The sequence below is a fragment of the Streptomyces parvus genome (genome assembly GCF_032121415.1).
Lineage (GTDB): Bacteria > Actinomycetota > Actinomycetes > Streptomycetales > Streptomycetaceae > Streptomyces > Streptomyces globisporus_A.
The window spans coordinates 4,374,509-4,388,618 of the sequence record NZ_CP135079.1 but is presented as its reverse complement, the minus strand read 5'-3'; the positions used below and the strand labels follow the sequence as shown (position 1 = coordinate 4,388,618).

At 70.2% G+C, this 14,110-nt stretch carries 11 protein-coding genes; 4 read left to right on the top strand and 7 right to left on the bottom strand.

Annotated features, from left to right (window positions below; translation table 11 throughout):
• Positions 1–42 precede the first annotated feature (42 nt).
• Positions 43–789, bottom strand: a complete 747-nt coding sequence (locus RNL97_RS20925; protein ID WP_313751051.1) for an SAM-dependent methyltransferase — start codon at positions 787–789, stop codon at positions 43–45.
• A gap of 264 nt (positions 790–1,053) precedes the next feature.
• Between RNL97_RS20925 and RNL97_RS20920 the strand changes: the two genes are divergently transcribed.
• The 3 genes from RNL97_RS20920 to RNL97_RS20910 all read left to right on the top strand — a co-directional run bounded on the left by RNL97_RS20920 (position 1,054) and on the right by RNL97_RS20910 (position 4,029).
• A complete protein-coding gene (locus RNL97_RS20920; protein ID WP_030576047.1) occupies positions 1,054–1,770 on the top strand; it encodes a L,D-transpeptidase family protein in 717 nt (238 codons plus the stop codon).
• A 169-nt stretch (positions 1,771–1,939) separates the two neighbouring features.
• Positions 1,940–2,962 carry a sigma-70 family RNA polymerase sigma factor gene (locus RNL97_RS20915; RefSeq protein ID WP_313751050.1) on the top strand — a complete coding sequence of 341 codons (1,023 nt, stop codon included), beginning with the start codon at positions 1,940–1,942 and terminating at the stop codon, positions 2,960–2,962.
• Positions 2,963–3,072: 110 nt separating this feature from the next.
• The gene (locus RNL97_RS20910) at positions 3,073–4,029 is read left to right on the top strand and encodes an IS481 family transposase (RefSeq protein ID WP_313751049.1); all 957 of its coding nucleotides are present in this window, start codon (positions 3,073–3,075) and stop codon (positions 4,027–4,029) included.
• Positions 4,030–4,086: 57 nt separating this feature from the next.
• Here RNL97_RS20910 and RNL97_RS20905 read toward each other — a convergent pair whose 3' ends face one another.
• Positions 4,087–4,461, bottom strand: a complete 375-nt coding sequence (locus RNL97_RS20905; protein ID WP_030576043.1) for an STAS domain-containing protein — start codon at positions 4,459–4,461, stop codon at positions 4,087–4,089.
• A gap of 258 nt (positions 4,462–4,719) precedes the next feature.
• On the opposite strand from RNL97_RS20905, the gene RNL97_RS20900 reads away from it, so the two are divergent.
• Positions 4,720–8,004 carry a S8 family peptidase gene (locus RNL97_RS20900; protein ID WP_243316387.1) on the top strand — a complete coding sequence of 1,095 codons (3,285 nt, stop codon included), beginning with the start codon at positions 4,720–4,722 and terminating at the stop codon, positions 8,002–8,004.
• 261 nt (positions 8,005–8,265) lie between these two features.
• On the opposite strand, the gene RNL97_RS20895 is transcribed toward RNL97_RS20900, so the two are convergent.
• From RNL97_RS20895 to RNL97_RS20875, 5 genes are all read right to left on the bottom strand, one after another.
• The gene (locus tag RNL97_RS20895; protein WP_243314908.1) at positions 8,266–9,543 is read right to left on the bottom strand and encodes a thymidine phosphorylase; all 1,278 of its coding nucleotides are present in this window, start codon (positions 9,541–9,543) and stop codon (positions 8,266–8,268) included.
• A gap of 113 nt (positions 9,544–9,656) precedes the next feature.
• Positions 9,657–10,070, bottom strand: coding sequence for a cytidine deaminase (locus RNL97_RS20890; protein ID WP_030576035.1), 414 nt, complete (start codon positions 10,068–10,070; stop codon positions 9,657–9,659).
• On the bottom strand, positions 10,067–11,332 hold the full coding sequence (locus RNL97_RS20885) for an ABC transporter permease (RefSeq protein ID WP_313751047.1): 1,266 nt from the start codon (positions 11,330–11,332) through the stop codon (positions 10,067–10,069). The genes RNL97_RS20890 and RNL97_RS20885 overlap by 4 nt, the downstream gene beginning before the upstream one ends.
• Complete coding sequence (locus RNL97_RS20880; RefSeq protein ID WP_030576028.1) at positions 11,329–12,447, bottom strand: ABC transporter permease; 1,119 nt, start codon at positions 12,445–12,447, stop codon at positions 11,329–11,331. Before RNL97_RS20880 ends, RNL97_RS20885 begins: the two co-directional genes overlap by 4 nt.
• Positions 12,444–14,027 carry an ABC transporter ATP-binding protein gene (locus tag RNL97_RS20875; RefSeq protein WP_050499922.1) on the bottom strand — a complete coding sequence of 528 codons (1,584 nt, stop codon included), beginning with the start codon at positions 14,025–14,027 and terminating at the stop codon, positions 12,444–12,446. Before RNL97_RS20875 ends, RNL97_RS20880 begins: the two co-directional genes overlap by 4 nt.
• Positions 14,028–14,110 lie beyond the last annotated feature (83 nt).

Below are 14,110 nucleotides of genomic sequence, written 5' to 3'. Positions count from 1 at the left end.
CCCGGGCGGCAGGCGCCGCCCGGGCCCGTACCGCTTCGGCCGTCAGCGGGCCATCAGCGCGAAGACTCCCCAGCCGAGGTACTCACGCTGGTACCGCGCGTAGCGGGCGGGACCGGTGGTGAGTTCGGCCCGCACCTCGGCGGCCATCCCGTCACCGGGATGCGCGTCGAGCCAGCGGCGGAGGTTGAGCCACTGCGCCGCCTGGTAACGGTCCCAGCTGTCCTGGTCGGCCAGCACCATCTCCACGACGTCGTACCCGAGATCCCCGAACCGCTCGATCAGCCCCGGCAGGAGCCGGAAGTCGTCCTTGCCGCGGGCGTGGCAGCCTTCGGCGGTCTCCTGGTCCGGTACTTCGCGGAGCCAGTACGGCTCACCGATCAGCATCAGACCGCCCGGGCGAAGGCTCCTGCCCAGCAGTTCGACGGTGCCGGCCACGCCCCCTCCGATCCAGGTGGCGCCGACGCACGCGGCGAGTCCGACCGGCTCGTCCGCGACGAAGCCGGAGGCGTCGCCGTGCACGAAGGAGACCCGGTCCGCGACGCCGAGTTCGGCGGCGCGGGCGCGGGCCCTCCCGGTGAACACGGTGCTGATGTCCACCCCGGTCCCGGTGACGCCGTGGTCCCGGGCCCAGGTGCACAGCATCTCGCCCGACCCGCTCGCGAGGTCGAGCGCACGGGTTCCGGGCGGCAGACGCAGCGCGCGGCCCAGGGCGGCGAGCTTGCCCGGGGTGAAGGGGTTGTGGATGCGGTGGCTACTTTCGCGCAGGGTGAAGATGCGGGGCAGATCCACGAGAGGTGTTCCTTGCGTTCGATGAGGTCACGGCTTCTACGGAGGGCTGCCGGGCGGAGTCGCCCGCCACTGCTCGGACCGTCATCGAAAACACCTCGTCGTGAACGCGCGGATCTTGAACCAGGCGAACCTACGGCCTTCCGGTCGGCCGCTCCACCGGTTTTCGGGACGCAACCGAGACCTGTCGGCGCGCAACCACCGCTCCCCTTCGTACGTCTACCAGGCGTAACCACAAAACCACTGTGGGCGAAGGGGAGTTGCCGCATGGGAGACATGGCGAAGACATCCGGCAGACGGCTGCGACGGGGGGTGGCGTTGTCCGTCGCCGGACTGGTGGCCGCTCCGGCCCTGGTCCTGGGCAGCGGCACCGCCGCCCACGCGGCGTCCTGCACGAAATCGGTGGGGCCCCACCAGAAGCAGGTCGAGAAGTTCCTCAAGCGGCCCGTGGACGGCAAGCAGTCGACGGCCGACTGCAAGGCGATCCAGAAGTTCCAGAAGGCCCACGGGATCACCCCCACCATCGGCTACGCCGGTCCGCTGACCTGGCGCACGATGAACACGATGCTCGCCCAGAAGGCGGCCGGGAAGAACCCCAACAAGGCGGGGAAGTGCCCCACCAACAAGGGGCGCATCGCCTGTGTCGACCTGACCCGGCAGCTGAGCTGGATCCAGGACGGCAAGAAGCTGAAGTACGGTCCGGTGCCGGTGCGGACCGGGCGGGACGGCGCGGAGACCCGGACCGGGGCCAAGAAGATCTACTGGCGCAACATCAAGCACTGGTCGACCATCTACAAGGTCTGGATGCCGTACTCCCAGTTCTTCGACGGCGGCCAGGCGTTCCACTCGGTCACCAAGTCCATGTACAACCCGCCGGGCTCCGGCGGGTGCGTCAACATGCGGCCCGCCGACGCGAAGGCATACTGGAAACTGCTGAAGAACGGCGACGACGTGTACGTGTACGGGCGCAAGCCCGGGACCTGAGCGAGGCGCTGGGCGTGTCCCGAGGGGTGCCGGACGGATCGTGGCCAAAGCCACGGCCTCCGGTACCCCCCTTGTTCGTCCTGCGCCCGGCTGTCAGTGGCCTGCGGTAGCTTCCGACGTACCGGGTGACGGGTGCCACAGCGCGAGGGCGCGCGACAGGGGTGGAGCGATGAGCGATCTGACCACGACGACGGCCATGGGAGCGGCGGCCGATAAGCCGGATGCGGCCGGGATCGACAGCTGCCTGGAAGGGCACCGGGTCGAGCTGACGGGGTACTGCTACCGGATGCTCGGGTCCGCCTTCGAGGCCGAGGACGCGGTGCAGGACACCCTGGTCCGGGCCTGGCGCAACTTCGACAAGTTCGAGGGCCGCTCCTCGCTGCGCTCCTGGCTCTACCGGATCGCCACCAACGTCTGCCTGAATATGCTGAACGCGGGCAACAAGCGGGCCCGCCCGGTCGATCTGACCGGCCCGACCCCACTCGCCCGGGCCACGCTGAGCCCCCGACCGGAGAACGTCTGGCTGGAGCCGATGCCCGACGGCCGGATCCTGCCGTCGGTCCAGGATCCGGCGGAGGCGGCCGTGGCGCGCGAGTCGGTGCGCCTGGCGTTCGTCGCCGCCCTCCAGCACCTGCCGCCGAAGCAGCGGGCCGTGCTGATCCTGCGCGAGGTGCTCGCCTGGAAGGCGGCCGAGGTCGCCGAGCTGCTGGAGACCTCCGTGGCCTCGGTCAACAGCGCCCTCCAGCGGGCCCGCGCCACGCTGACCGAGACGGAGGGCCGGGCGGGCGATGCGGCGGACCCGCTCGACGAGGAGCAGCAGAAGCTCCTGGAGCGCTATGTGAAGGCGTTCGAGGGGTATGACGTGGCCGCCCTGACGGCGCTGCTCCACGAGGACGCCGTGATGACGATGCCGCCGTTCGACCTGTGGCTCCAGGGCACCGGGGACATCACGGGCTTCATGACCTCCATCGGCGCGGCCTGCGCGGGCTCCAAGCTGGTGCCCGTCTCGGCCAACGGGTCCCCCGCCTTCGCGCATTACAAGCCCGCCGAGGACGGGTCCGGGTTCGTGCCGTGGGCGGTCCAGGTCATCGATGTCCAGGACGGGGCGATCAGCGGGATGCACTGCTTCCTGGACGTCCCGCGCTGGTTCCCGCTGTTCGGTCTGCCGGATCGGCTCCCGGCGGACGCGTAGGGGCTAGGTGTATTGACCACGAGCGTTGTTAACGCTGGGCAGGTCTTGATCATGATGAAGACCTCCGGTGTGGTGGGGGTGTCTACGCCGCATCGCACACGGAGGTCTTCGTGTCACACCGTAATGCCCGCCTGACCGTTCACGGCAGGCGGATCCTGGTCGCACGTGTCCTGGCGGGCCGTCCGGTCGCGCATGTGGCTGCCGAGATGGGCATATCGAGGCCCACGGCTCACAAATGGGTCCGCCGCTGGAAGAGCGAGGGCGACGCGGGTCTTGTCGACCGGTCCAGCAGGCCCTGCAGGACACCGCACCGGACACCGGCCGCCGTGGAAGATCGCGTCTGCGATCTGCGGCGAACCCGAAAGCTCGGACCTGCGCGGATCGGCCCGATCCTTGGACTGCCCGCCTCGACCGTGCACCGTGTCCTCACCCGCCACCGGCTCAACCGGCTGGCCTGGCTCGACCGCCCGACCGGCATCGTGATCCGCCGCTACGAACGTGAGCGACCCGGCGAGCTGATCCACGTCGACGTGAAGAAGCTCGGCCGGATCCCCGACGGCGGCGGCCACAGGACCCTGGGCCGCCAGGCCGGCCGCGCCACCCGCAGCAACGTCGGCTTCGACTACATCCACTCCGCCCTCGACGACCACTCCCGCCTCGCCTACAGCGAGATCCACCCCGACGAGAAAGTCGCGACCTGCGCAGCCTTCCTGACCCGGGCCGCCGCGTTCTTCGCCGACCTGGGCATCACCCGGATCGAGCGCGTTCTGACGGACAACGCGTGGGCCTACCGCAAGGGCCTGGTCTGGAAGCAAGCCCTGGCCGACATCGGCGCGACCGGCAAACTCACCCGCCCTTACCGGCCCCAGACCAACGGCAAAGTCGAACGCTTCAACCGCACCCTCGCCGACGAATGGGCCTACCAACGGCCCTACACCACCAACACCGAACGCACCCATGCCCTGGCAGACTTCCTCCACACCTACAACCACCACCGCAGCCACACCGCACTCGGCGGCCACCCACCCATCACCCGTGTCAACAACCCTGCGGGTCAATACAGCTAGGCCGTTCTCGTAGGCGGGTAGGTGCGGCTCGCACCTACCCGCCCGCGTACGCACACCTCAGGACGGCCCCGGCACGCGTTCCTCCGGGCCCTCCTCCAGGGCCACCACATCGGCCAGCCCCACCAGGTCCAGCAGCGCCCGGAGTTCGGGGGGCACGCGGCGCAGCCGCAGGGTGTGCCCGGCCCGGCGGGCGACCAGCCCCAGCCGGGCCACCGCTTCGACGGCGGTCAGATCCGGCCGGATCACCCCGCCCACATCGCAGTCCACCGCCGCACCCGGGGTGAGGGCGGCGCCGCGGGGACCGGCGAGGGCGCGCTCCAGCTCCGCGCAGAGGTCGGGGACGGCGGCACGGCTGACCCGGCCGGTCACGGTCAGGGGGATCGGATTTTCGGCATCCACACCAGGCAGACCGGACCGGCGGGCGAAAATCATCGGCCCCGGAGTGCCTTTGCGCCGCGGAGGAGCCTTTTCGCGTCAACTCACGACCTCTTGTGTCCCTCCTGTGAACCCGTCTCCCCGGTGTCCCCTCTAGCTGGGTGAACCGACGGCCGCAGCCGTCCTTTCTGCGTATCTGCGGGCCGACGGGTTGAGGAACCATCGAGTTCTCCAGGGGGAGAGTTGCGCAGACACGTGAGAAACGCGTGCATATCCGCGGTCGCCACGGCGGCCGCAGTGGCGCTGGCGGCGGGAATGGTCAGCCCCGCCGTCGCCCAGCCGGCCCCGAAGGGGCCGGCCGGCACCCGGGCGCAGGACCAGGACCGGGAGACGCGTCAGCTGACCCTGGTCACCGGCGACCGGGTCACCGTGGACGCCGAGGGCAAGCCGGTCGCCTTCCGGCCCGCGAAGGGCCGGGAGCACATCCCGGTCCAGCGGATGAGCGACAAGGGGCACACCCTCGTCCTTCCGGCCGACGCCCACCGGCTGATCGTCTCCGGCAAGCTCGACCGGCGGCTGTTCGACGTCACCGAGCTGAGCCGTCCGGAGAACCTCCGGGCCCAGCGGGACGGTCTGAAGCTGATCGTCGGCTACCGGGGCAAGCAGGCCGCGGCCGCGAAGGCGCAGGTCCGCGACGCGGGCTCCACCGAGGTCGGCCGGAGCCTGACGTCGCTGAACGCCGAGTCGGTGACGACGCCGACGACCGACGCGCCGGAGATTTGGAAGGCGCTCACCGAGCGTCGCGCCGGGGGCGACCGGGTGACCACCGCCGCCGGCATCGACCGGGTCTGGCTGGACGGCGTGCGGAAGGCGAGCCTCGACAAGAGCGTCCCGCAGATCGGCGTGCCTGCGGCCTGGAAGGCAGGGTTCACCGGCAAGGGCGTCACGATCGCGGTCCTGGACACCGGGACGGACTCCACCCACCCGGACCTCAAGGGCCAGATCCTCGCGGAGAAGAACTTCAGCGCCGCGAAGGACACGAAGGACCGGGTCGGCCACGGGACGCATGTCGCCTCGATCGCCGCGGGCACCGGTGCGAAGTCGGGCGGCACGCTCAAGGGCGTGGCCCCGGACGCCAAGCTGCTCTCGGGCAAGGTGCTGGACGACGAGGGCTACGGCGAGGACTCCGGCATCCTGGCCGGTATGGAGTGGGCGGTCGCCCAGGGCGCCGACATCGTCAACCTGAGCCTCGGCGGGCCCGACAGCCCCGAGGTGGACCCGCTGGAGGCGGCGGTCGACAAGCTGTCGGCCGAGAAGGGCGTCCTGTTCGCCATCGCCGCGGGCAACGAGGGCGACGGCGCGGGCACGGTCGGCTCACCGGGCAGCGCGGACGCCGCGCTGACCGTGGGCGCGGTCGACGACAAGGACCTGCTGGCGGACTTCTCCAGCCGCGGTCCGCGAATCGGCGACGGTGCGATCAAACCGGATGTGACGGCCCCCGGCGTGGACACCACGGCGGCGATCCCGCCCGGTTCGCTGATCGCCCGGGAGGTGGGCGAGAAGCCCGCCGGCTACGCCACCATCTCGGGTACGTCGATGGCCACCCCGCATGTCGCGGGCGCGGCCGCGCTGCTCAAGCAGCAGCACCCCGACTGGAAGTACTCCGAGCTGAAGGGCGCGCTGACCGCGTCCACGAAGCCCGGGGCGTACAACCCGTTCCAGCAGGGCTCCGGCCGGATCCAGGTGGACCGCGCGATCGGCCAGAGCGTCGTCGCGGAGCCGGTCTCGGTGAGCTTCGGCGTGCAGCAGTGGCCGCACACCGATGACGTCCCGGTCGGCAAGAAGGTGACGTACCGCAACCTCGGTACGACCGATGTCACCCTCGATCTGAAGGTGACCGGCACGGGCCCCACGGGCAAGCCGGCCCCGGCGGGCTTCTTCACCCTGGGCGCGGACAAGGTGACCGTCCCCGCGGGCGGCACCGCGGAGGCGACGCTGACCGCCGACACCCGGATCGGCGGCACGGCGGACGGCGCCTACTCCGCGTATGTGGAGGCGACGGGCGGCGGGCAGACCGTGCGCACGGCGGCCGCCGTCGAGCGGGAGGTCGAGAGCTACGACCTGACGGTCAAGCACCTGGACCGGAAGGGCCTGCCGGCGGCCTACGCGGAGAACACGCTCTACGGCTTCGGCGACCAGACCGGCGGTTCGTTCCTGAGCCCGCAGGTCGTGAACGGCACGGCGAAGGTCCGGGTGCCGAAGGGTACGTACTCGGTCAGCTCGTCGGTGTACGGCCACCCGACGGACTTCGCCAAGGGAGTCGACTGGATCTCCCAGCCGAAGCTCGCGATCACCAAGAACACCTCGCTGACGTTCGACGCCCGCAAGGCGAAGCCGTGGAAGGTCACGCTTCCGGCCGCCAAGACGAACGCCGAGCTGTTCTCGCCGGACTACACGGTGAGGACGAAGGCCGACATGGTCACCTTCGGCTGGGTGATGGACTCGACGGCGGGCTTCCGCACGCTGCACGTGGGTCCGCAGATCACCGACGGGTCGCTCTCCCAGCACTGGTCGGGCACCTGGACGGCGGGCGCGTCGACCGAGTACGACATCGCGGTCGGCGGCCCGGTCAAGAAGCTGGCCACCGGCTACGACCGGAAGTTCACCGCCGGCCAGCTGGCCAAGGTGAAGATCGCCATGGGCGCGGCCGCACCGAAGAAGAAGGGTTCGGTCTCCGCCGTGGGCTTCCTGCCCACCTCCGGCGGCGGCTGGTCCACGTCGGTCGAGCAGAAGCTGCCCGGCACCCGAACGCTGTACCTCTCCACCTCCGACAAGGTGAGCTGGGGCCTGGAGTTCAGCCAGCTGGGCCCCGTCGACGAGGACGGCTTCCCGACGTACGAGGCCGGATACCAGATCAGCGACGAAGCCACGTTCAAGGCGGGCAAGTCCTACGGCAGGTCGGTGAACACCGGGGTGTTCGGCCCGCTGGTGAGCAAGGACTTCGGCGTGGCCCGTGAGGGCAACGAGATCTTCGGCATCCTCCCGCTGCTGGCGGACGGCGCGGGCAACGCGGGCGGCATCGAGCACTCTTCGGCCAAGACCGTCCTGTACCGCAACGGCAAGAAGGTCGGCCAGAACAACGACCCGCTGAGCGGCGGCGAGCCCTTCAAGGTCCCGGCCGGTTCCGCGGCCTACAAGCTGTCGACCTCGGTCAAGCACAGCGCGAAGATCAGCCCGCTCTCCACCCGGGTGGACGCGTCCTGGACGTTCAGCTCGAAGAAGACCGAGTTCACGATGGTCCCGGTCTCCACGGTCCGGTTCATCCCGGCCATCGGCGCCGACGGCCGGGCCGAGGCGGGCAAGACCGTCCCGGTGCCGGTGAAGGTGCACGGTTCGGCCGCGGGCAAGAACTTGAAGTCGCTGAAGACGTACGTCAGTTACAACGGCGGCAAGACCTGGAAGAAGGTCACGGTGAAGAAGGGGAAGATCACCGTCAAGAACCCGGCCAAGAACAAGGCGATCTCCTTCGCCGCCAAGGTCGTCGACAAGAAGGGCAACACCTCGTCGGTGAAGATCTACAGCGCGTACCTGGGCAAGTAACGGGCCCTCGCCGGTAGTTCACCCCGCGCACGACGGCGGCCCGCCGCACGGATCCGATCCGTGCGGCGGGCCGTCCGCGTGTCAGGCGGTCGTGGTTGGCCGTGGGCGCGCGAGGTGATCTCGACGACGAGGCGGGCTTCTTCGGCGGGGACGGTGTTGCCCGGCCCGGTGGGGGCGGGGGTGGCGGTGGCGAGTCCAGCATGCCGAACGGGACCGGCGGCAGTCCGCCGGTCCCGTTCACCCTTAGGCGGAAACCGCAGGTCAGGCGATACGTTCCCGCACCACCGGCAGCGGCGAGAACGACGTGCCGGCCGGGGCGATGTCGTACGACTGAGGCAGTGCCTTCAGCGCGTAGTCGAACTTCTCCGGGGTGTCGGTGTGCAGCGTCATCAGGGGCTGGCCCTCGGTGACCGTGTCGCCGGGCTTGGCGTGGAGTTCGACGCCCGCGCCCGCCTGCACCGGGTCCTCCTTGCGGGCGCGGCCCGCGCCGAGGCGCCAGGCGGCGACGCCGACGTCGTAGGCGTCCAGGCGGGTGAGGACGCCGGAGGCGGGGGCGGTGACCACGTGCTGTTCGCGGGCGGTCGGGAGGGTGGCGTCCGGGTCGCCGCCCTGGGCGGAGATCATGCGGCGCCAGACGTCCATCGCGGAGCCGTCGGCGAGGGCCTTCTCGGGGTCGGCGTCCTTGAGGCCCGCCGCGTCCAGCATCTCGCGGGCGAGGGCGAGGGTGAGGTCGACGACGTCCTGCGGGCCGCCGCCGGCGAGGACCTCGACGGACTCGCGGACCTCCAGGGCGTTGCCCGCGGTGAGGCCGAGCGGGGTCGACATGTCGGTGAGCAGGGCGACCGTGCGCACCCCGCTGTCGGTGCCGAGTGCGACCATGGTGGAGGCCAGTTCGCGGGCGTCCTCGATGGTCTTCATGAAGGCGCCGGAGCCGGCCTTGACGTCCAGGACGAGCGCGCCGGTGCCCTCGGCGATCTTCTTCGACATGATCGAGCTGGCGATCAGCGGGATCGCCTCGACGGTGCCGGTGACGTCGCGCAGCGCGTACAGCTTCTTGTCGGCGGGGGCGAGGCCGTCACCGGCGGCGCAGATGACCGCGCCGGTGGTGTCGAGGACGTGTCGCATCTCCTCGTTGGAGAGGTGGGCCCGCCAGCCGGGGATGGACTCCAGCTTGTCCAGGGTGCCGCCGGTGTGCCCGAGGCCCCGGCCGCTGAGCTGCGGAACGGCCGCGCCGCAGGCGGCGACCAGCGGGGCGAGCGGCAGGGTGATCTTGTCGCCGACGCCGCCGGTGGAGTGCTTGTCGGTGGTGGGGCGGGAGAGCGCGTCGAAGCTCATCCGCTCGCCGGACGCGATCATCGCGGCGGTCCAGCGGGCGATCTCGGTGCGGTTCATGCCGTTGAGCAGGATCGCCATGGCGAGGGCGGACATCTGCTCGTCGGCGACCTCGCCGCGGGTGTAGGCGTCGATGACCCAGTCGATCTGCTCGGGGGTCAGCTCGCCTCGGTCCCGCTTGGTGCGGATGACGGAGATGGCGTCCATGGGAATCCTTCCGGCCGGGTGCGCAAGAGTCCCAACTGACTCTACGCGCATAGAGAGGGGAAAGAGCGGTGGCCCTTCCGGGAAGGAAGGGCCACCGCCGGGAGTTGCGGGGTTCAGCCGAGGTGCTGCGGGCCGAACGACTGCGGCAGCATCTCGTCGAGCGTACGGAGGCCGTCCGGGGTCTCCAGGAGGAGCTCCGGGCCGCCGAACTCGTACAGGAGCTGTCGGCACCGGCCGCACGGCACCAGGATCGCCCCGGCGCCGTCCACACAGGTGAAGTGGGTCAGCCGGCCGCCACCGGTGGCCTGGAGCGTGGAGACCAGACCGCACTCGGCGCAGAGCGAGAGGCCGTAGCTGGCGTTCTCGACGTTGCAGCCGGTGATGGTGCGGCCGTCGTCCACCCGGGCGGCGACACCGACCGGGAAGCCCGAGTAGGGGGCGTACGCCCGGGACATGGCGTCCCGGGCGGCCTCCCGCAGGGCGTCCCAGTCGGCCTCGCCGAAGGCCGGGGCGGGCGGGGGTGTCACTTGCCCTCGCCCTTGCGGTACGGCACGCCGTCCGCCTTGGGCATCCGCAGGCGTTGCGCGGAGAGCGCGAGGACCAGCAGCGTGGTGACGTACGGGGCGGCGTCGACGAACTGGCTCGGCACCTGATCGGTCAGGAAGTACCAGGTGAACAGCAGCGCCGAGACGGTCGCCGAAATCGCCGCGGCGACGTACTTCTTCCGGTACAGCTGCCAGAACACCGCGATGACCAGCAGGATCGCCAACAGGAGCAGCATCGCGTGGACGTTCTCGGCGCCGCCACGCAGCTTGAGGCTGTCGGTGAAGCCGAAGAGGCCCGCACCCAGCGCCATACCGCCCGGCATCCAGTTGCCGAAGATCATCGCCGCGAGACCGATGTAGCCGCGGCCGCCGGTCTGGCCCTCCTGGTAGATGCCGGTCGCGACGATCGCGAGGAACGCGCCGCCGAGCCCCGCCAGACCGCCGGAGACCGTGACGGCGATGTACTTGTACTTGTACACGTTGACGCCGAGGGTCTCGGCGGCCACCGGGGACTCGCCGCAGGAGCGCAGCCGCAGCCCGAACGGGGTGCGCCACAGGATCCACCAGGTGGCGGGGATCAGCAGCAGGGCGACGACGGTGAGCAGGGACAGGCCGGTGATCAGACCGCCCACGATGCCCGCGATGTCGGAGATCAGGAACCAGTGGTGCTGCTGGAGGTCCGCGAGCCAGTCCGAGAGCCCCGGAACGGTGATCTTGTCGATCGGGTCGATGCGCGGGGACTGCTTCGAGGAGCCGCCCTGGACGCCGTCGAAGGCGAAGTTGGAGAGGTAGCGGGTGACGCCCACGGCGAGGATGTTGATGGCCACACCGGAGACGATGTGGTTCACGCCGAAGGTGACGGTGATGACCGCGTGCAGCAGACCGCCGAGGCAACCGCCGAGAACGCCGAAGAGGACGCCCGTCCACGGGCCCCACTGGAACCCGGCCCAGGCCCCGAACCAGGTGCCGAGGATCATCATGCCTTCGAGGCCGATGTTGACGACGCCCGCGCGCTCGGCCCACAGACCGCCGAGTCCGGCGAGGCCGATCGGCACGGCGAGTTCCAGCGCACCGGCGACCTGGCCGACCGAGGTGATGTCCTCGGCGCCGCTGATCAGGCGGACCAGCGAGATCAGGGCGAGACCGCCCGCGACGATCAGCAGGACAACGGGCAGGGTGAGCTTGCGGCGGCCGTTGCCCTTCTGGGGGGCGGGGCGTGCGGCGGTGGTTTTGCTGGTGCTCACAGGGCCGCCTCCTTCTCGGTCGTGAGGGCGTGTCCGGCGGCGAGTTCCTCGCCGACCTTCTGCTGCTGGCGGCGAATGCCGTAACGGCGGACCAGCTCGTAGGAGACGACGACCGAGATCACGATCAGGCCCTGCATGATCGTGGCGATCTCCTTCTCGTACCCGTACTGGTCGAGCGAGGCCGAGGACTTGTCCAGGAACGCGATCAACAGGGCGCTGAGGGCGATGCCGAGCGGGTTGTTCCGGCCCAGCAGCGCGATGGTGATGCCGGTGAAGCCGATGCCCGTGGGGAAGTCGAGGCTGTAGGTGTGCGTGTCGCCGAGCAGGGTCGGCATACCGGCGAGGCCCGCGACCGCACCGGAGATCAGCATCGAGGTGAGGACCATCTTCTTGGCGTCCACACCGGAGGCCTGGGCGGCGCTCTCACTGGCGCCGGTGGCGCGCAGGTCGAAGCCGAACCGGGTGCGGTTGAGGGCGAACCAGTAGAGGACGCCGCAACCCGCGGCGACGAAGGTGAAGCCGTAGATCTCCCCGGCCCCGTCCGCCATCGGCAGCCCCGGGAACCAGCCGGACTCCGGGATCTCACCGGTGGTCAGGTTGTTGGAACCGGCGGGCTGCTCACCGAAGTTCTTCGGCAGGATCATCCAGGCGACGAGCGCGGTGGCGATCGAGTTGAGCATGATCGTCGAGACGACCTCGCTCACCCCGCGGGTGGTCTTCAGGAAGCCCGCGATACCGGACCAGAACGCGCCGACGAGCATCGCGACGATCACGATCAGCGCGATGTGCAGCGGCCCCGGCAGGTCGACGCTCGCGCCGACCAGCGCGGCCATCATCGCGGCGAGGCGGTACTGCCCGTCGACCCCGATGTTGAAGAGGTTCATCCGGAAGCCGATGGCCACCGCGAGCGCGGCGAGGTAGTACGTACCGGCCTGGTTGATGATCAGGACCTGGACGTCGGCGTAGGAGGCCGAGTCGAACATGATCCGGTACGGCTCGAAGGGGTTCTGCCCGGAGGCGAGCAGCACCACGGTCGTCAGCGCGAGGGCGACGACCAGGGCGAGCACCGGGCCGGCGAAGCCCAGGATCAGCCGGTCCTTGTCGAATTTCTTCATCGGGCCTCGTCCTCCGAGCCTTCGAGGTGACCGGTGGCGGCGCCGGTCATGGCCGAGCCCAGTTCCTCCGGGGTGATGGTGGCCGGGTCGGCGTCCGCGACCAGCCGGCCGCGGTACATGACGCGCAGGGTGTCGGAGAGCCCGATCAGCTCGTCCAGGTCGGCCGAGATCAGCAGCACGGCGAGCCCTTCGCGGCGGGCCTCGCGGATCTGGTCCCAGATCTGGGCCTGCGCGCCGACGTCCACACCGCGGGTGGGGTGGGCGGCGATCAGGAACTTGGGCGCGTGGCTCATCTCGCGGCCGACGATCAGCTTCTGCTGGTTGCCGCCGGAGAGGGACGCCGCGGTGACGTCGATGCCCGGGGTGCGGACGTCGTACTCGCGCACGATGCGCTCGGTGTCGGTACGGGCCGCCTTGTTGTCCAGCAGCCAGCCGCGGCTGTTGGGCTTCTCGGTGACGTGGCCGAGGATGCGGTTCTCCCACAGCGGGGCGTCCAGCAGGACGCCGTGGCGGTGGCGGTCCTCGGGGATGTAGCCGATGCCGGACTCGCGCCGCTTGCGGGTCGGGGCGTGCGAGATGTCGTCGGAGCCGAGGGTGATGACCCCGGCGTCCGGGTCCCGCATGCCCATGAGGGCCTCGATGAGTTCGGTCTGGCCGTTGCCCTCGACGCCCGCGATCCCCAGGACCTCGCCCTGGTGGATGGTGAAGTCGATGCCGGCGAGCACGTCGCGGACGGTGCCGTCGGGGTCGGTGACGGTGAGCTTGAGGTCCTGGACCCGCAGCATCGGTACGTCGGTGACGGTGGACTCGCGGGTCTCCGGCGAGGGCAGCTCGCTGCCGACCATCAGCTCGGCCAGCTGCTTGGTCGTGGTGGAGGCCGGGTCGGCGGTGCCCACGGTCGTACCGCGGCGGATGACGGTGATGTCGTCGGCGACCGAGAGCACCTCGCCGAGCTTGTGCGAGATGAAGATGACGGTCAGGCCCTCGGCCTTGAGCTCGCGCAGGTTGGCGAAGAGCGCGTCGACCTCCTGCGGCACGAGGACCGCGGTCGGCTCGTCCAGGATGAGGATGCGGGCGCCCCGGTAGAGCACCTTGAGGATCTCCACGCGCTGCCGGTCGGCGACCCCGAGGTCCTCCACGAGCGCGTCGGGCCGGATGCCCAGGCCGTACGCGTCGGAGATCTCCTTGATCTTCTTCCGGGCGCCGGAGCCGATGCCGTACAGCTTCTCGCCGCCGAGGACGACGTTCTCCAGGACGGTGAAGTTGTCGGCGAGCATGAAGTGCTGGTGCACCATGCCGATGCCGCGCTCGATGGCGTCACCCGGGTTGGAGAACGAGACCTGCTCGCCGTCGATCGCGATGGTGCCCTCGTCCGGCTTCTGCATGCCGTAGAGGATCTTCATCAGGGTGGACTTGCCGGCGCCGTTCTCACCGACGAGCGCGTGGACCGTGCCCTTGCCGATGGTGATGTCGATGTCGTGGTTGGCGACGACGCCGGGGAAGCGCTTGGTGATGCCGTGCAGTTCTACGGCAGGGGGGCTGCTGGACGCGTTGATGACGCACTCTCCTTGGCCGGACAGGAGCGGGGGCGGAGGGGCTGGGGGGGCTCGGGGGCCCTGGGGGGCGGGGGTGAAGTTATCGCGCCGGAGGGCTGTCTACACGC

Bases quoted from the DNA above. Each gene is read 5' to 3' on its own strand.
- RNL97_RS20920 (WP_030576047.1), top strand. From the start codon at position 1,054: ATGGGAGACATGGCGAAGACATCCGGCAGACGGCTGCGACGGGGGGTG.
- RNL97_RS20915 (WP_313751050.1), top strand. From the start codon at position 1,940: ATGAGCGATCTGACCACGACGACGGCCATGGGAGCGGCGGCCGATAAG.
- RNL97_RS20880 (WP_030576028.1), bottom strand. From the start codon at position 12,447: ATGAAGAAATTCGACAAGGACCGGCTGATCCTGGGCTTCGCCGGCCCG.
- RNL97_RS20905 (WP_030576043.1), bottom strand. From the start codon at position 4,461: ATGATTTTCGCCCGCCGGTCCGGTCTGCCTGGTGTGGATGCCGAAAAT.
- RNL97_RS20900 (WP_243316387.1), top strand. From the start codon at position 4,720: ATGGTCAGCCCCGCCGTCGCCCAGCCGGCCCCGAAGGGGCCGGCCGGC.
- RNL97_RS20895 (WP_243314908.1), bottom strand. From the start codon at position 9,543: ATGGACGCCATCTCCGTCATCCGCACCAAGCGGGACCGAGGCGAGCTG.